Source organism: Halomonas sp. H33-56, from assembly GCF_040147035.1.
GTDB lineage: Bacteria > Pseudomonadota > Gammaproteobacteria > Pseudomonadales > Halomonadaceae > Halomonas > Halomonas litopenaei.
In genome coordinates this window covers 1,501,425-1,518,952 of record NZ_JAMSHP010000001.1, presented here as the reverse complement: position 1 = coordinate 1,518,952, position 17,528 = coordinate 1,501,425, and the positions used below count along the sequence as shown (strand labels likewise).

Annotated in this window: 16 protein-coding genes and 2 riboswitches; of the genes, 7 read left to right on the top strand and 9 right to left on the bottom strand. The window is 64.5% G+C overall.

Going from position 1 to position 17,528, the window contains the following annotated elements:
- Positions 1-71: 71 nt before the first annotated feature.
- The 4 genes from NFH98_RS06735 to NFH98_RS06720 form a co-directional block, all read right to left on the bottom strand.
- The gene (locus NFH98_RS06735; protein WP_045994636.1) at positions 72-875 is read right to left on the bottom strand and encodes a SapC family protein; all 804 of its coding nucleotides are present in this window, start codon (positions 873-875) and stop codon (positions 72-74) included.
- A 44-nt stretch (positions 876-919) separates the two neighbouring features.
- On the bottom strand, positions 920-1,777 hold the full coding sequence (locus tag NFH98_RS06730; RefSeq protein WP_349622375.1) for a hypothetical protein: 858 nt from the start codon (positions 1,775-1,777) through the stop codon (positions 920-922).
- Entirely contained in the window at positions 1,761-3,128 is a 1,368-nt protein-coding gene (locus NFH98_RS06725) for a TolC family outer membrane protein (protein ID WP_349622374.1), read from the bottom strand. Before NFH98_RS06725 ends, NFH98_RS06730 begins: the two co-directional genes overlap by 17 nt.
- Before the next feature lie 476 nt (positions 3,129-3,604).
- Positions 3,605-5,284, bottom strand: coding sequence for a sensor domain-containing diguanylate cyclase (locus NFH98_RS06720; protein WP_349622373.1), 1,680 nt, complete (start codon positions 5,282-5,284; stop codon positions 3,605-3,607).
- A gap of 171 nt (positions 5,285-5,455) precedes the next feature.
- Here NFH98_RS06720 and NFH98_RS06715 point away from each other — a divergent pair, with 171 nt between their 5' ends.
- Entirely contained in the window at positions 5,456-6,244 is a 789-nt protein-coding gene (locus NFH98_RS06715) for a hypothetical protein (protein WP_349622372.1), read from the top strand.
- A 59-nt stretch (positions 6,245-6,303) separates the two neighbouring features.
- Positions 6,304-6,406: riboswitch (TPP riboswitch) on the top strand.
- An 80-nt stretch (positions 6,407-6,486) separates the two neighbouring features.
- Positions 6,487-7,932, top strand: a complete 1,446-nt coding sequence (locus NFH98_RS06710; RefSeq protein WP_108449909.1) for a sodium:solute symporter family protein — start codon at positions 6,487-6,489, stop codon at positions 7,930-7,932.
- 115 nt (positions 7,933-8,047) lie between these two features.
- Here the strand turns inward: NFH98_RS06710 and NFH98_RS06705 are convergent, their stop codons facing one another.
- The 3 genes from NFH98_RS06705 to NFH98_RS06695 all read right to left on the bottom strand — a co-directional run bounded on the left by NFH98_RS06705 (position 8,048) and on the right by NFH98_RS06695 (position 11,065).
- Positions 8,048-9,337, bottom strand: coding sequence for an LLM class flavin-dependent oxidoreductase (locus NFH98_RS06705; RefSeq protein ID WP_349622371.1), 1,290 nt, complete (start codon positions 9,335-9,337; stop codon positions 8,048-8,050).
- Positions 9,337-10,146 carry a 3-oxoacyl-ACP reductase gene (locus NFH98_RS06700; RefSeq protein ID WP_349622370.1) on the bottom strand — a complete coding sequence of 270 codons (810 nt, stop codon included), beginning with the start codon at positions 10,144-10,146 and terminating at the stop codon, positions 9,337-9,339. Before NFH98_RS06700 ends, NFH98_RS06705 begins: the two co-directional genes overlap by 1 nt.
- Positions 10,147-10,193: 47 nt before the next feature.
- Positions 10,194-10,292: riboswitch (TPP riboswitch) on the bottom strand.
- 98 nt (positions 10,293-10,390) lie between these two features.
- Positions 10,391-11,065, bottom strand: a complete 675-nt coding sequence (locus NFH98_RS06695) for an SOS response-associated peptidase (RefSeq protein ID WP_306169112.1) — start codon at positions 11,063-11,065, stop codon at positions 10,391-10,393.
- Positions 11,066-11,229: 164 nt separating this feature from the next.
- Between NFH98_RS06695 and NFH98_RS06690 the strand changes: the two genes are divergently transcribed.
- From NFH98_RS06690 to NFH98_RS06670, 5 genes are all read left to right on the top strand, one after another.
- The gene (locus NFH98_RS06690; RefSeq protein ID WP_349622369.1) at positions 11,230-11,973 is read left to right on the top strand and encodes a thermostable hemolysin; all 744 of its coding nucleotides are present in this window, start codon (positions 11,230-11,232) and stop codon (positions 11,971-11,973) included.
- Positions 11,966-13,600: an AMP-binding protein gene (locus NFH98_RS06685; protein ID WP_349622368.1), complete on the top strand. Its 1,635-nt coding sequence runs from the start codon at positions 11,966-11,968 to the stop codon at positions 13,598-13,600. Before NFH98_RS06690 ends, NFH98_RS06685 begins: the two co-directional genes overlap by 8 nt.
- Positions 13,597-14,367 (top strand): iron-containing redox enzyme family protein, encoded by a 771-nt coding sequence (locus NFH98_RS06680; protein WP_108131729.1) that lies wholly within the window; start codon positions 13,597-13,599, stop codon positions 14,365-14,367. The genes NFH98_RS06685 and NFH98_RS06680 overlap by 4 nt, the downstream gene beginning before the upstream one ends.
- Positions 14,355-15,185: an SDR family oxidoreductase gene (locus NFH98_RS06675; RefSeq protein WP_348827829.1), complete on the top strand. Its 831-nt coding sequence runs from the start codon at positions 14,355-14,357 to the stop codon at positions 15,183-15,185. The genes NFH98_RS06680 and NFH98_RS06675 overlap by 13 nt, the downstream gene beginning before the upstream one ends.
- 151 nt (positions 15,186-15,336) lie before the next feature.
- Complete coding sequence (locus NFH98_RS06670; RefSeq protein WP_197037071.1) at positions 15,337-16,116, top strand: glutaredoxin family protein; 780 nt, start codon at positions 15,337-15,339, stop codon at positions 16,114-16,116.
- An 85-nt stretch (positions 16,117-16,201) separates the two neighbouring features.
- Here the strand turns inward: NFH98_RS06670 and NFH98_RS06665 are convergent, their stop codons facing one another.
- Positions 16,202-16,612 (bottom strand): hypothetical protein, encoded by a 411-nt coding sequence (locus tag NFH98_RS06665; RefSeq protein WP_124802262.1) that lies wholly within the window; start codon positions 16,610-16,612, stop codon positions 16,202-16,204.
- Between the two features lie 133 nt (positions 16,613-16,745).
- Positions 16,746-17,516, bottom strand: coding sequence for a copper resistance protein B (locus NFH98_RS06660; protein WP_108449902.1), 771 nt, complete (start codon positions 17,514-17,516; stop codon positions 16,746-16,748).
- Between the last annotated feature and the right edge of the window lie 12 nt (positions 17,517-17,528).

Below are 17,528 nucleotides of genomic sequence, written 5' to 3'. Positions count from 1 at the left end.
GGGGGGACTCCGGTGGCGAAAAACGTCAAGAGGCGCATCGCGGCGACGATACGCCCCCTGATCTCGGTCGATCAGTGAACGGGAGTGTCCTGTTCGGCGTCGGACGCGACCGCCTCCTCGGCGGGGTCGCCCTTGGCCAGAGCACCCAGCCGCGAACCACCCTGCGCCTGACGGCTCAGTCGATTGAGATTGCGCAGCGACTGCAGGTGGACGTAGAGCAGCTCCAGCTCGTCACTGTCCAGCAGCGCCTTGAGGCTGTCCTCGGGCAGCGCCTTGAGCTTCTGACGGTTGACCGCCTGGAAGCCGGTCAGGGTGCGCTGACCACCTTCCGGCAAGCGAATCTGGGCCTCGACCGACTCGAGCAGGTCGAGCTCGACCAGACGGGCGCAGAAGGCGCGGGTGCGCTGGAAGTGCGCCTGATAGTCCTGAAGGAAGTCCAGTACCTTGCCCAGGTACTGGGTCTGCTCACCGTCGGCGTCGAAGAAGCGCTCGCCGCGACCGTCACGGTTGAGCCCTTCGTAGTCATCATCGATGCAAAGGGTGAAGGTCTTGTCGTTATCGGCGGAGGCAAACACGAAGGGATAGCGGCGGAAGAAGGCCGGCACGTACTCACCGCGCCACTGGCCTTCACGGTCCACCAGCAGATTCTGGTCCTGCTCGAGTCCCAGCACGGCGACCGGCAGCACCCCGTCGTCGGCCTTGGTGAAGACGATCGGCAGGTCGGTGGCGGCGGTCGGAAATTCGGCCGCCATCAGCGGCACCGAGTTCACCCCGCTGGCAAAGCCGAAGTCCTTGCCGACCTTGAGCGACAGCTCGCCATGCTTGTCGCGGGTGATCGGCTGAACGTTGCGATAGATCAGAAGTTGAGTCGCCATGAAATCGTCCTCTAGTACTTGAGTGTCGTCCCTGGGCCTGGACGTCAGCGTCGTTGCGCGGCCAGCGCGCCGGTGGAAGTCGGGGAGACCAGTGTCACCCCGTGGTAGAAGGTCACGAAGGGTTCGCCTTTCGCATCGAACCCCAGAGAAAGGTTGCTCAGCGGCTTGTCGCCGTGGGCGGCAATCCACTCGATCGCCTGTGCGCGCGACGTACAGCGCCACTCGCGAGCCAGCGACAACAAAAGGCCCGCCAGTTCGCCCAGACGTATCTCGGCCGGATGTAGATGCAGATTGAGGGAATCACGACCGGTATCGCGGCCCTGGCGCCGTTCCTCGATCCTCACGGTCAACGGTGGCCAGGGCTTTCGTGCCAGCGCATGGCTGACCTCGAGCTGTTCGATCAGGTCGCCGACGAGCGGGGGCATCGCCGCAAGCGTGCTCGCCATTGCATGGCGCACCGCCTCGGCGCTCTCGAGCAGGACATAGTCGGAGACACTGGCGTCGACGCCAGGGCGCCACTTCCACGCCTGGTACAGCGGGAAGCGACGCCCCGCCAGAGCCTTGTCCGGCAGCGGCGCTTCCCAGTACACCTTGGTGGTCGCCTCCTCCAGCCCGAGATGCAGATAGTGCGCCATCGTCTGCGTCGACAGTCCGGCGACAAAGGCCCTCCGGTCGCCAGGCGCCAGCGCCAGCGACTCCAGCAACCCCTCGAGGCGCACCGCAAGATCGTCGGCGTCAACGCCCTCGAGCGGCACACTGTAGAGCCTGCGCTGAGGAGCCCAGCGGGCGGGAGCGCACTTGACCGAGCGCTCGGCACTGTAGGGACGCGCGAGGCTATCGAGCCAGGACTCGATCAACGCCTGACGCTCGGCGAAGGCCCGGGGTTCAGTGCTGGAAGGCAAGGAGGTCCATCCGGTCATTCATATGGGCGTCGATCTCCGCCAGGTCTTCGCCATTGATGACGCCGGCGGCATGCTTCAGCCGCAGCACGCTGATCAGGTAGTCGTAGCGCGCACTGGCAAGTTCGCTGCGGGCGAAGAACAGATCGCGCTCGGCGTCGAGCAGTTCGAGCACCGGCATGACACCGGATTCATAGGCCACCTGGCGGTATTCGACGATGCGCTGGTTGGCGGTCAAGGACTCGCTGAGCGCCCTGACCCGGGACATGGCGGTGACGATACCCTCGAAAGCCGCACGTATCTCGCGGTCGATTTCTCGCCGCACCTGTTCGAGTCGAGCCTGCCCTGCCTCGATCAGACGGGTCCCTTCGCGCACCTCCGACGACACTCGCCCACCGCTGTAGACCGGCACATCGAGGCCGACCCGAATGGTCTGGGTCTCGACCTCGCTGCCGCCGCCGAACAATGAGCCCTCGGTCTCGTCATTGTCGTAGTCGAGACTCAGATCGAGGGTCGGATAGTGACCACCGCGACTCACCTTGACCTGCTGATTGGCCACTTCCACCGCCAGCCGTGCGGCTGATAGACGAGGATTGCGCTGCATCGCCAGCTCGATCCAGGCCTCGACTGACGACGGTTCTGGGCTCGCCAGCGTCAGGTCCTCATCGACCAGGCTAAGCTCCACCGGACGCACGCCGCTGACCTCGGCCAGGGCATTGAGGGCATCGCGCAGACGGTTGGCCACGTCCAGCTCGCGCGCCTCGACCTGCAGAAAGCGCGCCTGGGCGTCGAGCAGGTCGATCTCGCGAATCAAACCGTCCTCGAAACGCGCCCTGACCTGCTCGAGATTGGTCTGGACCTGCTTCTTTTCGGCCTGCAGGAAACTCAGGTTTTCCGAAAGGGCGAGTACCGCAAAGTAGCGTTCGGCCACCCGCAGGTAGAGATCCTGGCGCGAGACCTCGAGCTCGGACGCGGCCTGCTGGATCTCCAGCTTGGCCTGGCCAAAGGCCGCCCAGCGGGAATAGTCATAGATCGACTGCTCGAGCGAGACACCGTAGACGGTGGTCGGGTAGGACGTGCTGCCGCTGCCGTAGACCTCGTTGTCGGTACTGACGATGTCCTGGGAGATCTCGCTGCGCTCGACATTGACATTGATCTGCGGCAGCAGCGCTGAGCGCGCCTGATAGTAACGCTCATCGGTGGCCTGCTTACCATGAAAGTCGGCCTGAAACTGAGGATCGCTGTCCACCGCGAGCTCGTGAAGTTCCAGCAGACTTTCTGCCAGCACGGACGGAGCAAGCAGGCACGCCCACCCGCCCAACGCCAGGCCGAACGCAAGCTTGTTGAGATGCATGATGATTTTTCCCCTGCGCACCGGTGGGACAAACACCGGCATTGCGCAACTGCTTTGTAATATTTTATTAACAACGGATGTACGATATTACCCACATCTTTTGTAGGAACACAGCTCCCATCTACTCTTTTGCAGGCAACATGATCAACGCAGTATCGACGCAGTAGGAAACTACATCGCAAAAGATGAGAAAGTTCATACTCGCTATCGCATTCCGCCACCGAAGGGAATCGGGTAACACATTGAAACCTGGAAAGTTCCGAAATTACGCGGGACAAGAGACCATCTTCAGGTACACGGGAGCGGCGGCAGTCATGCGCCAAGCAGATTGCTTCAAGGCCTGGCAGCCGCTGTCACCTCAGCCCAGCCACCTGAGATTACCCAACCACCCACACTGATCCTTTCAGACTAGACCGAAAGAACGAGCAAAGTCCTACGTCAGCGATGACAACGCCGCACCTGGCGACACCTGGGCGCTATTCATTCAGGCTGGCAATGCGGTTGCGACCACTACGCTTGGCGCTGTACAGGCGCCGGTCGGCGCGCTCGAACAGCGGTGCAAACCCCTCCCCCTTGCGATACTGGCTGACGCCGATGCTGATGGTGATGCGAATCGTCTGTCCATCCGACAGGGTGATTTCCCCCCCTTCCACCGCGCGACGCACCCGCTCGGCCGCCTTGATCGCCTCGGGCAAGGCGGTGCGCCGCATGACCACCACGAATTCCTCGCCGCCGGTGCGCGCCACCAGATCGCCATCACGCAGGCAGTTGGCTACTGTTTGCGCCAGCCAGGTGAGCACCTGGTCACCGGCCGCGTGACCGAAACCATCATTGACCTGCTTGAAGAAGTCGATATCGACCGCGGCCAGCGAAAACACCATCCCGCCACTGTCGCATTCCTCGATCAGGCGGGTGACGTGGCGATCCAGCTGGCTTCGATTGGGGAGTCCGGTCAAGGCATCGGTCATCGCCTGGTCTTCCAGTTGATCACGTTCGAGGCGAATACGCTCGACCTCCATCTCGTTGGAAATGACACGTTCGACGGCCCCGACCAGTAGCCGGACCAACTCGATGTCGACCTCGCTGAAGGCGTGCCGGCGCACCGACGGACTGGAGAAGTTCAGGGTTCCCCATACCTTGCCCTGGATCCGCAGCGGTGCACCGATATAGGTCTCCAGCTGAAAGTTCTCGTAGCAGGGGTGGCCCTTGACTCGCTCGTCCTGCCCGGCGCGGTGGGTATGGAAGACGTCATCGGCGTCGAGGGTCAGCCGACAGTAGGTGTCACCCAGTGCAAAGCTATCGCCGGCCCCTACTGGCGCATTATCCGAGGCCGCCCAGCGCACCGTGTAACGCTCCCCCTCGACCTGACTGACCAGCGCGATATCCAGCTTCAGGTAGCTCAAGGCGTCACGCAGCAGCATGTCGACGATCTCTGATACTCCAATATCGGTGCGATTTACCCCGGTATGGACATCCCGCAACAGCTGGATCATCGAGCGATACTCGGAGACGTCCTGGATGATGGCGTAGAAGCCCATCACCTCATCTTCCACCAGGTCCGGCAGATAGTGGACCTTGAAGTAGATCTGGCGACCATCCTGGAGCACCAGGGAATCCTCGTAGCTGACCTCCTGCCCCGCCAGCGCCAGATCGAAACGTGGCCGGATCTTGGCGTAGGAGTCTGCATCGAGCACCGAAGACACCGGCTGCCCCATCAGCGCCTCGGCAGGCAGGCCGATGAAGTCGAGGTAGGCACGATTGTTGAAACGGAAGCAGAAGTCGCGGTCGACGTAGGCCACCATCACCGGCAGGTGGTCGGCCATCCGCGCGATGACACCGCGGCTTGCCTTCTGCCGAGCCGACAGTCGCAGCACCAGCCCACCATCGGCCAGGCGACAGCAGCTACCATCGCCCAGTTCCAGCGGCATCGAAGGCTTGGCAACGTGAGCGGCACCCCGGGAGACCCAGGCTTCAGCTACTGCCGCGGCCTCGCCAGGCAGCTCTGCCAGCCCCCGCCCGATCCAGACGTCTCCAGGCTCGCCCAGCACGCGCACGGCATCACCGACCACGTCGTGCACCTGCAACTCCGGCGTCAGGCGTACCAGCACCGTTCCGGACGACACCAATGCCTCTTCCACCCAGGCAAAACGCTCCATGAGGACATCTCCTTGCGTAAGCCCTGCCCTGGACCGGCAGCAGGTCAATACCCTGGCGGCTCGCGTGCCGTCTTCTCTAGCCTATGAAAAGATGCTTATAGATGCCGGATTATTTCGCTTGCCCGCTTCCACGTTATGCTGGCGTCGCCGACACCGCCGCGGGAGCTGCCCATGAACCACCAGGACCTTGTCGCCATCGAACACGCCCTGACGCTGGCCAATCGCGGGGATACCAGCTGGCTGTGCACGCGCCTGGACACCCCTGCTCCCGCCTTCCCCCACCTGAGCGTCACCAGCGATGCCGATGGCCCCAGGTACGCCGGACAGCCCATCTTGCTGACCCAGGCCCGGGACGGCGGCGCCTGCCTGGTCAATATCGACAACAACGCCAACGATGGCACCCCCTGTCTGGTCGAGCGCCTGTCACCGAGCAGCGAGACCCTGGTGCACCTGGAGGTCATCCATGCAACGCTCGCCGGCCAGCCATCGCTGATTCGCCGCGTCAGCCTGGGCAGTACGTCCATGAACCTGCAGCGACCCACACCAACCAGTCCGCTGGTCCAGATCGGCGACGACGTCGTCGAGGTGCTGATCCAGCCGGCCTTGCGTCTGGTACTGACCGGCCACTCCCCGGTCAATGCCGACCTGGCGCGCCAGGGGCAACGGCTCGGTTTCGAGGTCATCCTGTGCGCCCCAGACTACCCCGACACGCATCACTCGACAGCACCCCTGCCGGCAGGCGTCGAGTTCCAGCGCGCTCCCGCGGCCCCCTTCCTGCGCGGCGGCGGCGGGCACCGACGCACCCTGGTGATGGACGCCACCGACGCCTCGACCATTGCCCGAGCGAGCCGCGAGGCCTGCTGTCATGGCTATCTGGCGATGGCTGAAATCGATCCACGCCGAGCGGCGAACTGGCTTTACGATGGCTGGCACAGCCTGCGCACCTCGCCCACCGTCTGACGCCCCGTCGCTGCGGCCAAAGCGCCAATTGACAGCCATCGGAGGCGGTCCTACGCTGTGCGCATTCCTGGGGGAGCCTGACGGCTGAGATTCCGCATCACGCGGTAACCCTTTGAACCTGATCCGGGTCATGCCGGCGAAGGGAAGGATGGTTGCGTTATCTCCTCTTTCTTCCTGTCCGCCGCTCGTCCCGCCTGTCCACCGGTCCCTGCGGACAACGACAAGAAAGAGGTCTTCTTTCGATGATGCTCGATCCCACCTGGACGGCGCTGTGGCTTCTGCTGTGCGCCGCCATCTTTGCCATCCCCGGCCTGATCTATGCCCGACGTCGTCAGGGCGGCCTGGATGACTACATCTCGGCTCGCAACAGCCAGAACACCCGCGCCACGGTGTTGACCCTGGTGGCCACCACCCTGGGCACCTGGATCCTGTTCGGCCCCGCCCAGGCGGCCACCTGGGGCGGCATCGGCGCGGTACTGGGCTATGCGCTGGGTTCCATGGTCCCGCGCCTGGTGATGATCCCGCTGGGACGACGCATGCGTGAGCTGATCCCCGAAGGCCACGGCCTCACCGAGTTCGTGATCCATCGCTACGGGCGCACCATGTACGCCTTCACCCTGACGATCATGCTGTTCTATCTGTTCATCTCGCTGGCGGCAGGCCTCACCGCAATCGCCCATATGGTCACCCTGCTGGCGCCGATCCCGCTGTGGCTGACCGCCTGCGTAGTGATGATCGCGACCCTGCTCTACACCTTCTACGGCGGCCTGCGCACCACCATCTTCACCGACAAGGTACAGATGCTGGTGATCCTGCCGTTGCTGGCGCTGCTGCTGGTGTTCGGCTGGCAGGCCGCCGGCGGCGTCGCGCCGACGCTCGAGGGCCTGCAGGAACGTGCGCCCCAGTTGCTGGATGTCACCGATGCCGGTGGCCTGCGTGCCGGCCTGACGTTCTTTATCGCGGTGATGCTGACCGGCCTGTTCTACCAGGGCACCTGGCAGCGCATCTACGCCGCCCGGGACAGCAAGGTGTTGCGGCGGGGCTTCTGGATCGCAGGGCTGTTCAACTTTCCGGTGATCGTGCTGATGGGCCTGTTCGGCCTGGCGTTCGTCGGCCTCGGGCTCGAGGGAGACGGCTCGGTGGCGCTGTTCAGCGTGCTGCTGTCCGAGGTGCCGCTGTGGTTCGCCCTGGCCTTGATTCCGCTGGGTCTGGCCCTGGTGATGAGCAGCGCCGACACCACCGTCAACGCCACCTCCAGCATCATCGCCGTCGACATGCACCGGCTGCTGCCCCAGGCCAGCGAAGCCACCCTGATGCGCCTGGCACGCTGGCTGATCGTCGCCGCAGCGGTGCCGGTGACCTGGGTGGCAGCCCAGGGCTACAGCGTGCTCTATCTGTTCCTGCTGGCGGACCTGCTGTGCTCGGCGGCGGCCTTCCCGGTGTTCTTCGGTCTGTTCAATCGCCGCTACGACGGGCGCAACGCGGTCCTCAGCACCGCTGCAGGTCTGGTCGCCGGGCTGGCGATGTTCCCGTCCCCCAGCGGCGGTACCGCCACCCTGCTGGAATCCTTCCTGCTGGCGGCCTTCGTGCCGGTGCTGGTCTCGCTGGTGCTGATGAAGCTGCTGCCATCCCGCCAGGACTATGACTTCACCCGCATGGGCAGCCTGGTACGGCGCTTCCAGAGCTGACACCGCCACGCTGACAGCCTGGCAAGGCGTGATAAAAAACAGCGGGACGTGCTGACGCGTCCCGCTGTTGTCGTTTCAAGGCCTGGCGATCAGGGGCCCTGGCAGTTCCGGCTCATCAGCGCTCGCGACGCGCCAGCCCCAGGTGGTCGCGCAGGGTGCGGCCCAGGTACTCGCTTCGAAACAGCCCGCGACGCTGCAGTTCGGGCACGACCTGTTCGACCACGTCCTCGATGCTGTCCGGCAGCGACGGCGGCATCAGGTTGAAGCCGTCCGCCCCGCCCTGCTCGACCCAGCGCTGCATCTCGTCGGCGATACGCTCCGGGGTGCCGACCATGGTGCAGTGGCCGCCACCGGCGGCGAGCCGTCCCAGCAACTGGCGCAGCGTCGGTCGTTCGCTCTCGATGATCCGCAGAATCGTGGCGTAGCGCCCCTTGGGCCCGCTGAAGGCCTCCAGTGGCGGCAACTCGGGCACCGGGGCGTCGAGCTCCCAGTCGCTCACGTCCTGGCCGATGAACTGACTCAACTGGCGCCGTGAGCTGTCCACCGGCAACAGTTCGTCGAGCTCCCGCTGCTTGCGTCTGGCCTCCTCTTCGGTGGAGCCGACGTAGGTGACCAGCCCCGGCATGATCGCGACCTTCGGTCTGCCAGCGGCCTTTACCCGGGCCTGAAGGTCGCTGTAGTAGGCCTGGGCGGAGGGCAGATCGTAGGCCACCGCGTAGATGGCCTCGGCGTAGCGCGCGGCCAGGTCACGGCCCTGATCCGAGGCGCCTGCCTGGAACAGCACCGGGTGGCCCTGGGGCGGACGCGGCACCGTCAGCGGGCCATCCACCAGAAAGTGCTCGCCGTGATGATGGATGGGACCGACCCGGCTGGCGTCGACGTAATCGCCCTGGCGGTCCCTCACCAGGGCGTCGTCACTCCAGGAGTCCCACAGCGCCAGCACGGTATTGGCGAATTCCTCCGCCCGGGCATAGCGCTCGGCGTGGCTTGGCATGGCCTCGAGCCCATGGTTGCGCGCCTCGCTGTCGAACATCGAGGTCACCAGGTTCCAGCCCAGGCGTCCGCCGGAGATATGGTCCAGCGAGGCCAGCATGCGCGCAGCATGAAACGGCGTATAGAAGGTGCTGGAGACGGTCGAGATCAGCCCGATGTGTTCGGTGGCCCGCGCCATGGCCGCCAGCATGGTCAGTGGCTCCAGGGTCCACAGCGGGCCGTCGGCGACGCTGCCCACGGCGTGACCATCGGCGAAGAACACCGCATCGAAGCGACCCCGCTCGGCGAGCCGCGCCAGCTCCTCGTAGTAGCGGATATCGGCCAGGCGCTCGACGCTGGAACGGGGATGACGCCAGGCCGCCTTGTGGTGGCCACAGCCCATGATGAACAGATTGAGGTGCATGCTGGCCATCAGTCCTTCACCAGTCCGCCGTCGACCACCAGGTTCTGGCCGGTGACCGCCCGCGACCAGGGCGAGGCGAACAGCAGCGCGGCGTCGGCAAACTCTTGCGGCGTGGTCACCCGTCGCAGCGGTGTGCTGGCGGCGATCAGATCGAACACCGCCTCCGGCGTGGCGCGGGAGGCATCGGTGGTGCGCAACAGGCCGCCGGAGATCATGTTCACGGTGATGTTGTCCGGGCCCAGATCGTGGGCCAGGGTGCGCGTCAGCGACAGCAGCGCCGCCTTGGCGGCGGTGTAGTCGTGGTAGGGCACCACCGGGTTCTGGAACAGGTTGGTACCGATATTGACGATGCGACCAAAGCCGGCCTCACGCATGCCGGCAAGCGACGCCTGCACCGTGTTCAGTGCTCCCCGGGCGACGCCCTGAAGCTGATGATCGAGGTGCTCCCAGGTCAGCTCGTCGGGACCGGGACGGGCGTCGCCGTTGAAAGCGAAGTCCGGCAGCGCATTGTTGATCAAGGTGGTGACCGGTGCGCCGAAGTGCTCGCGGGCACGCGCGAACATGGCATCGACGGCGCTGCGATCACAGACGTCGGCGGCCACTGCCAAGGCTTGCTCGGGATAGTCGGCTACCAGCGCGTTGGCGCCCTCTTCGCTGCGTCGATAGTTGACCACCACCCGCGCGCCCTGCTCGAGGAAACTGCGCGCCAGGCTGACGCCGAGGCCACGTCCGGCGCCGGTGACGACGACCAGCTGGCGGCAAATGGGAAGCGCGGGCGGGCTTGCGGAGGTAGCGGGTGAGGCGTCGGAAAAGGTCATCTGGCGGGTCCTTGGTCGAGGCGAGGAACGCACGCCGACCCCTGGACTGACGACTGCGCTGACATCCCTTCGCCGGTATGAACTGGATCAGGTTCGACGGGTGTTTCTCAGCCCCGCTATCGTGCGAGACACCCCGTGCCATGCGCCTTCGACCTTAGCCCATCGGCGCGGGACGGACAAGCCGCGCAGCACCTGGAACATCACCGCAGCCAGGGCATGCAGATGGGCGCTTCAGACCCGACGGTCAGCCCGGTGCCTGGACGGCTTGCATCAAGTCACTTCCTTCCTCTCCCGCCCGATTGACCCTGGTCGAGACCGGCCATGCCTCGAAGGCGCCAGCGGGTAGATGCCGCACCGTCTGGCGCATGACGTGGCGATCACTCAGGGCAGGATCGAGCCAGGGTTCAAGGCTGCCGTCGTCCAGCGCCAGCGGCATCCGGGCGTGCACCTGACTCGCGCAGCCCCGGGCAGGTTCGGTAAGGATGGCAAGGCCCGGCCTGCCGTCAGCCCTTTCACTGAAGATTGCCGCCAGCCACAGCGGCGCGCGATCTTCACGACATAAAAAATAGGGCTGCTTGCCGGTCTCGCCCGGCAGCCACTCGTACCAGCCGTCCGCCGGCACCAGGCAGCGATGGCGGGCAAAGGCCCCACGAAAATAGCGCGAGGTGGCGACCTTCTCCACGGTGGCGTTAATCGGCTCCGGCGACCCGGCCTGGGCCCAGTGGGGTCGATAGCCCCACCACATCGAGGCAAAGGAAGGTACGCCCTCCCCCTCCATGGCGAGGGACGTGATCCAGGTGCCTGGCGCGACGTTGTAGCGAGGTTGCGGCTCCTGCTCGGGCAGGCGCGGCGCCACCGGCAAGCGCATCAGCGCCGCCAGCTGAGCAAAAGGTGTGTAACAGGCGAAACGGCCGCACATGGTTACCTCCGTTACCGGACCCTGCAGGATCAGCCTAGCACCATCTGTTGCGCCCCCATCGGCCTGCCCTGCCCGCTGCGGGTTAGTCATCTGCGAACGTTAAGTTTTCGCTAAGCTAGGCAGCCTAGCCTTGCCATCAACTCCTCTTTCAAGGACGCGATGACATGGCCCCGGCAATCGCAGCATCGGCCTCGAAGACGACAGCCCACACGGATGCTCCCGAGCCGGACATGCCCTCGGGACTGTGCTGGGCGTCCCCGGAGCGGCTGGGCGAGGCAAACGCCTTCATCTCCGACGTCTATCGTTTCCATCACAATGCCTCCATCAGCAACCCCTACCAGCGCTTGCTGACACTGCGAGACCCCCATGGCGCGCTCGTCGCCACCACAGGACTCAGGCGTGCCGATGAAGGCCCTCTCATGGTGGAACACTACCTCGAGGCACCTGTCGAGATGGTGCTCGCCACTCGTGGCCTCTGCGACCTTGCGCCGCCGCGCCACCAGGTCATGGAGGTCGGCGCCCTGGCCAGCGCATCGCCAGGCGCCGGCCGACGGCTGATGCTGTCGCTGGTGGTGGTGCTCGAGCGACTGGGCATCGACTGGCTGGTGGTGACGGCGTCCAGGGACGTGCGCAACGGCCTCGCCCGACTCGGCATCGAGATGCACACGATCGGTCGCGCCCATCGCCACTGCCTGGACAACCCTGTGGACTGGGGACGGTATTACGAGCGGGACCCCAGGGTCGTGGTGATTCGCCCCCTCGAGGTGGCCAACAGCATGCGCGCCACTCCGCTCGGCGCTTTGCTGCTCGCCGGCGCAGCACAGCTTGCCCCGGAGGCGGCAGATCCCGTACCGGCGCTACCCCATGTCCACGCCTGCTCGGCGGCCGGGGACATGCCCCATGGATAGGCTACACCAGCGCCTGCGCCAAAGGGCGAGGCTGTCGCCGGATGTGGAGAGCCTGATCGGGCAATCCCCGGATGGCGCCGACATCCGCCTTACCGCCCGGCAACTTGAGGAAGCCATCGAAGCTGTCGCGCACCAACTCGAGCAGCCGGGCGTTTCTCACCTGGGCCTGCTGGGTCACAACTCTCCTGGCTGGCTGGTCGCCCAGCTCGCTGCCTGGCGGGCTGGCCTGCCAATCACCCCGATTCCTGCGTTTTTCAGCGAACAACAGATCAACCATCTGCTCGACACCACCGGGCTGGACGGGCTTCTGATCGCGCAGGACAGCCCGCTGGACGCCTGGCTGCCGTCTGCCCGCGCAAACGACTTCAAGCGCCAGCCACTCGACGCTCCGGCCGGCCTGTCCATCGCCTTGTTCCGGCGCCCCTCGACGCCCGCACCACTACCGGACGGAACGCGACTGATCACCTTTACCTCCGGCACCACCGGCACCCCCAAGGGGGTCTGCCTGTCCGGGCCTCATCTCGAGTCGGTCATTGAAGGACTGGAACAGCGCCTTGCAGGTGTTCCCCTCCATCGTCACGGCGTGGTGCTGCCCATGGCGGTGCTGCTCGAACATCTGGCCGGCGCACTCTTCGCGCTCTGGCGAGGAGCCACGATCGTTATCGATACGCCCGATCTTACCGGGCTACATGGCAGCGGTACGCTAGCCCCCGACCAGTGGCAACGCTGGCTGGCCAAGCGCCGACCCGACAGCCTGATTCTGGTACCGGGGCTGCTCAAGGCGCTAACTCACCTGGCCTCACATCATTCTGCGGCAAACGGGTGGCAACAGGTGTTGTCGCTAGTCGCCGTGGGCGGGGGCCAGGTGCCCCGCAGCCTGCTCGAACAGGCAACCCAGTTGGGACTCCCTGTCGCCCAAGGCTACGGCATGTCCGAGATGGGCTCGGTGGTCTGTCTAAGCCGCCCGGACGAGCCCCAGGATGGCCGTGTGGGGTGCCCCCTCAAGGGATTGCGCCTGAGCACCGATGAGCAGGGGCAACTGCTGGTCCACGGTCGTCGCATGCTGGGCTATCTGGCGTCCGATCATCAGGTTCCATCAACCGAGATGCCCTGGCCCAGCGGAGATCTCGGTCACCGCCTGGCGGACGGTCATTGGCGCCTGGACGGGCGTCAGCGCAACGTCATCATCCTGTCGAACGGACGCAATCTCTGTCCCGAGTGGCTCGAGGCGGAGCTCGAGCTTATCGACGGTATCGATCGTGCCTTCGTCTTCGGCGAAGGCTTGCCGGGGGTGCTGGCACTCCTTTGCCCTTCAGCCGCTATCCAGCCCCCCCTCCTGGAAGCCCACATCGCCGCGCTCAATCAGCGCCTGCCCGACTACGCCAGGGTCCGCGGCTGGCAGTCGTTGATGCGGCAACTGCCAGGCGTCGCCGAGCCGCTTTCGATCGCCAGCAACGAACTGACCGCCAACGGACGCCTGCGCCGGGCCAGCATTCAGCTCCGCCGTCGCTGCGACATCGAGCGGCTTGTCGCCAGAACCTTCCCCGGCCATGAGCAGGTGTCAGCAGCGCTTTCCTCCGCCGCCGACGGCCTCCCTTCATACCCACAGGAACCCCCACCCCCATGAACACGCTGACCGATACCCCGATCGTCACCTCGCCACCTGTCGACAACGGCAAGCCCGACGGTTTCTACCGCCACCTGCTCGCTGCCACCGAAGACGAACGCCAAGCCTTGATGGGAGGGGAACTGATCGGGCGCGCCCAGGGCGGCAAGATCACGCTGCCCGAATATCGCGCCTTTCTCGCCCAGGCCTATCACCATGTGCGTCACACCGTCTCACTGATGATGGCCTGCGGCGCCGAGTTGTCCGCTCCGAACTTCGTGCTGCGCGACAACCTGCGCATGGCCATCGCCGAGTACATCGACGAGGAAAAGGGCCACGAACATTGGATACTCGATGACCTCGAGTCCACCGGCGTCGATCGGCACCACGCGCGTTCACGCCCACCGCTGTTCGAGACGGAATGGATGGTGTCCTACGCCTACGACAGCATCAGACGGCGCCATCCGCTGGCCATGTTCGGCATGGTACTGGTGCTCGAGGGTACCAGCACCTCGGCGGCCAGCGCCGCCGGCAGGGCCATCCGCGATAGTCTGGGCCTGACCGATGACGCCTTCCACTACCTGTTTTCCCACGGCGAACTGGACATCTCCCATATGGCCTTCTTCGCCGAACTGATGGACACCATCACCGACACCGAGGAGCAGGCCCAGATCGTCCATTCGGCCCGCGCCTTCTATCGCCTCTATGGCGCGGTCCATGACGCCGCCCTGCGAGACGCCGAGCACTGGACGGACGAAGCGCTGGAGGCAAACTCATGCCATCACTGAGCGAGCGCAGGATTCTGGTGACCGGCGCCACTGGCGGCATCGGCTCGGCGCTGGTGAAGCGGCTTGACGCCGAAGGCGCCAGCCTGTGGCTGGCAGGGCGTGATGAGGGCAAGCTCAGCGCCCTGGCGGGCGAGCTTGGCAAGGCTGCCTCGAGACACACCCTCGTCGCTGGCGTCGATCTGACCACCGCGATGGGCCGCCAGCGGCTACTCGACCAGCTAAGTCAGGCAGCACCCGAGCAGCGCCCTTCGACGCTGGTCCACCTGGCCGGCATCAATCATCTCGGCTGGTTTCGCGAAACCTCGCCAGACGACGTCATCCGGGTGCTCGATACCAATCTGAGCTCGACCCTGCTGCTGACCCAGGCCCTGCTGCCTTTGTTTCTCGGCCAACCCAGCGCCAACCTGCTGTTCGTGGGCTCACTGCTGGGGCATATCGGCCACCCGGGCTATATCGCCTACTGCGCCAGCAAGGCCGGCCTCAAGGGCTTCGCCGAAGCGCTGTCCCGGGAGCTCGAAGACACCTCGGTCCGGGTGCAGTACCTGGCCCCCCGCGCCACCCGGACCGCCATGAACGGCCCCGACGCCGAGGCCATGAACGAGGCCCTGGGCAATACCGTGGACAGCCCCGAGCGCGTGGCAGATGCCATCATCAAGCAGCTGACAAGAGGCCAGCGTCGCGCCGTCCTCGGCGGCAAGGAGCGCCTGTTCGCGCTGATCAACGCCATCGCCCCCACGCTCGTCGATCGCGCTATCGCCCGGTCCCGAGCCGATATATCCCGCCACCTGGATCCCCCTGCGCAGGTTGTCCAGGACTGACCAGCAGACGTCCTTATCGCCTTGACCCTTGTGCTGCACAAGGGTTTTAGTCTGTGGTGAAGATGCTCGAACTTGCATAGTAGTGACGGAAGCTTCAGGGGCCACCACCCTGGCCTGTCTGGGCTTTTCTCAACCACCACAGGGAGAGGAAATGAGCACGAACACAGCAAGCCCGGCGCAGCGGGCCTCATCCAGCACTGCCCGCCTCTATCGCATGAAGACCGCGGATCACCTCTGCCCCTTCGGCCTCAAGACCTTGTCGCTGCTCAAGCGCAAGGGCTACCAGGTCGACGACCACACCCTGACATCACGTGAAGCCATCGACCGCTTCAAGCAGGAAGCCGACGTGGACACCACACCCCAGGTGTACATCGGCGACGAGCGCATCGGCGGCTACGAGGAACTGCGCCGCTACCTCGGCATGAGCGTGCCCGGCGACAAGGAAGTCAGCTACCGTCCTGTCATCGCCATCTTCGCCACGGCCCTGCTGATCGGCCTGGCGGTGGGCTGGGTGTCCGGCCAGTCGCTGGTCTCAGTGCGCACCATCGAGTTCGCCGTCGCCTCGGCCATGGTTCTGCTGGGCCTGCAGAAACTGCAGGACGTGGAAAGCTTCAGCACCATGTTCCTGAACTACGACCTGCTGGCCCAACGCGATGTACGCTACGGCTACATCTACCCCTACGCCGAAACACTGGCCGGCATACTGATGCTGGCAGGCAGCCTGATCTGGATCGCCGCGCCTGTGGCCCTGTTCATCGGTACCGTGGGGGCCATTTCGGTGTTCAAGGCGGTCTACATCGACAAGCGCGAACTCAAGTGCGCCTGCGTCGGCGGCAACAGCAACGTTCCCCTGGGCTTCGTTTCCCTGAGCGAGAACCTGATCATGCTGCTGATGGGCCTGTGGATGCCGGCCAAGGCACTTCTGATGTAGAGCGCGCCTGATCTGGCCGTTCCAGACGCGTAGCAAAAACCCGCCAGGTATTGCCTGGCGGGTTTTCTCTGGCACGATGCAACGTTTATTCGAAGCCGACATGCAGACTGTAGCGACCACTGTTTTCATTGGCGCTGCCAAGCACACTGCCTCGCACTTCAAGCTCATAGTTTCCGGGAGTGACAGGCTCCTCCAGCAGGAAGTGGCCGTTGTTGTCCGCGTCGCTGGCCACCAGCTGCCCCGCGGGGGAATACAGCCTTCCCTCGATACTCATCGACTGACTCGAGTCGCTGGCAAGATGTTCACTGCTGACGACGATCATTCCTTCCTCTTCGATCGGCAACCGGTAACGCACGGGTGCACCACGAAGCTGTTGGGTGGCAGACACACCTTGCCGCAAGATTTCGGCTTCCTGCGAATGGCCCTGCGCAGCCCATACCGGTAGAGAAACGCCCACGAGGACAGCTACACCCATCATGTGTTGCCACAATTTCATAACGATTACCTCCTTTGAATGTTGGCACCTTCATGATGTGTCATCTGGCTTAATCTACGCTGAAACATTGAAAAACGGCGTAGTGAAGCAGATCCCGCCAGCGGCCTGAATGGCAACCGTAGGCGCAGAGGCATCAAAACCAGACGCGCAGCCCGGCAACCACTGCGGTGTCCTCCACTTGATCGCCTTCATCACGCGCCATATCGGCAGTATCACCATAAAGTTTCTGCCAATAGGCGCCGATATAGGGCGCGAACTTGCGATGTAGCTCATAGCGAAGGCGCAGGCCGGTGCGCAAGGAATTGAATCCCTCCCCTACACCGAACTCCTCGGCATCATCGAACGCCACTTCCATTTCCAGGCGAGGCTGCAGATAAAGCCGCTGGGTCAGTCGCAGATCATATTCCTGCTCCAGACTCAAGGAGGTGTCACCATCGTCACTGACACGAAGATCCAGCTCGGTTTCCAACCGGTAGGGCGCCAGCCCCTGCAGACTGATCACGCCGAAATAGCGCTCGGGATGGTCATCGCTGCCAAGCCCGCCCTGGTAGCCAAGCCCTCCCTGTAGCTCCCAGAAGTCGGCGATCAGTCGGCTATACAGCAGATCCAGTGATTCAAATTCCGCATCTTCGCCATCCCCTTGGGTGTTATCCCCTTCCCCCTTCAGGTAGACGCGATGAACGTCGCCTCCGTACCAGGCCTGAAAATCCCAGGTTACTGCCTCGCTGTCTTCAGACGGCCAGACGTATTCCAGACGGTCGACCAGCACCGAGCCACGCAGATGTTCCTGCATCGGCGACGGCCAGTGATCTGGCGCGTCGTAGCCATCCTCAGCCAGCGCCAGCGACGACAACCCAAGGCCCGATAGCGCTGCCAGGCAAATACGGCCCACACGAATTTCCATGCGTCATCTCTC

Coding starts and splice junctions, on each gene's coding strand:
- NFH98_RS06660 (WP_108449902.1), bottom strand. CDS start 17,516: ATGGAAATTCGTGTGGGCCGTATTTGCCTGGCAGCGCTATCGGGCCTT.
- NFH98_RS06720 (WP_349622373.1), bottom strand. CDS start 5,284: ATGGAGCGTTTTGCCTGGGTGGAAGAGGCATTGGTGTCGTCCGGAACG.
- NFH98_RS06725 (WP_349622374.1), bottom strand. CDS start 3,128: ATGCATCTCAACAAGCTTGCGTTCGGCCTGGCGTTGGGCGGGTGGGCG.
- NFH98_RS06705 (WP_349622371.1), bottom strand. CDS start 9,337: ATGGCCAGCATGCACCTCAATCTGTTCATCATGGGCTGTGGCCACCAC.
- NFH98_RS06665 (WP_124802262.1), bottom strand. CDS start 16,612: ATGAAATTGTGGCAACACATGATGGGTGTAGCTGTCCTCGTGGGCGTT.
- NFH98_RS06685 (WP_349622368.1), top strand. CDS start 11,966: ATGGATAGGCTACACCAGCGCCTGCGCCAAAGGGCGAGGCTGTCGCCG.
- NFH98_RS06690 (WP_349622369.1), top strand. CDS start 11,230: ATGGCCCCGGCAATCGCAGCATCGGCCTCGAAGACGACAGCCCACACG.
- NFH98_RS06695 (WP_306169112.1), bottom strand. CDS start 11,065: ATGTGCGGCCGTTTCGCCTGTTACACACCTTTTGCTCAGCTGGCGGCG.
- NFH98_RS06670 (WP_197037071.1), top strand. CDS start 15,337: ATGAGCACGAACACAGCAAGCCCGGCGCAGCGGGCCTCATCCAGCACT.
- NFH98_RS06700 (WP_349622370.1), bottom strand. CDS start 10,146: ATGACCTTTTCCGACGCCTCACCCGCTACCTCCGCAAGCCCGCCCGCG.
- NFH98_RS06675 (WP_348827829.1), top strand. CDS start 14,355: ATGCCATCACTGAGCGAGCGCAGGATTCTGGTGACCGGCGCCACTGGC.
- NFH98_RS06735 (WP_045994636.1), bottom strand. CDS start 875: ATGGCGACTCAACTTCTGATCTATCGCAACGTTCAGCCGATCACCCGC.
- NFH98_RS06680 (WP_108131729.1), top strand. CDS start 13,597: ATGAACACGCTGACCGATACCCCGATCGTCACCTCGCCACCTGTCGAC.
- NFH98_RS06710 (WP_108449909.1), top strand. CDS start 6,487: ATGATGCTCGATCCCACCTGGACGGCGCTGTGGCTTCTGCTGTGCGCC.
- NFH98_RS06715 (WP_349622372.1), top strand. CDS start 5,456: ATGAACCACCAGGACCTTGTCGCCATCGAACACGCCCTGACGCTGGCC.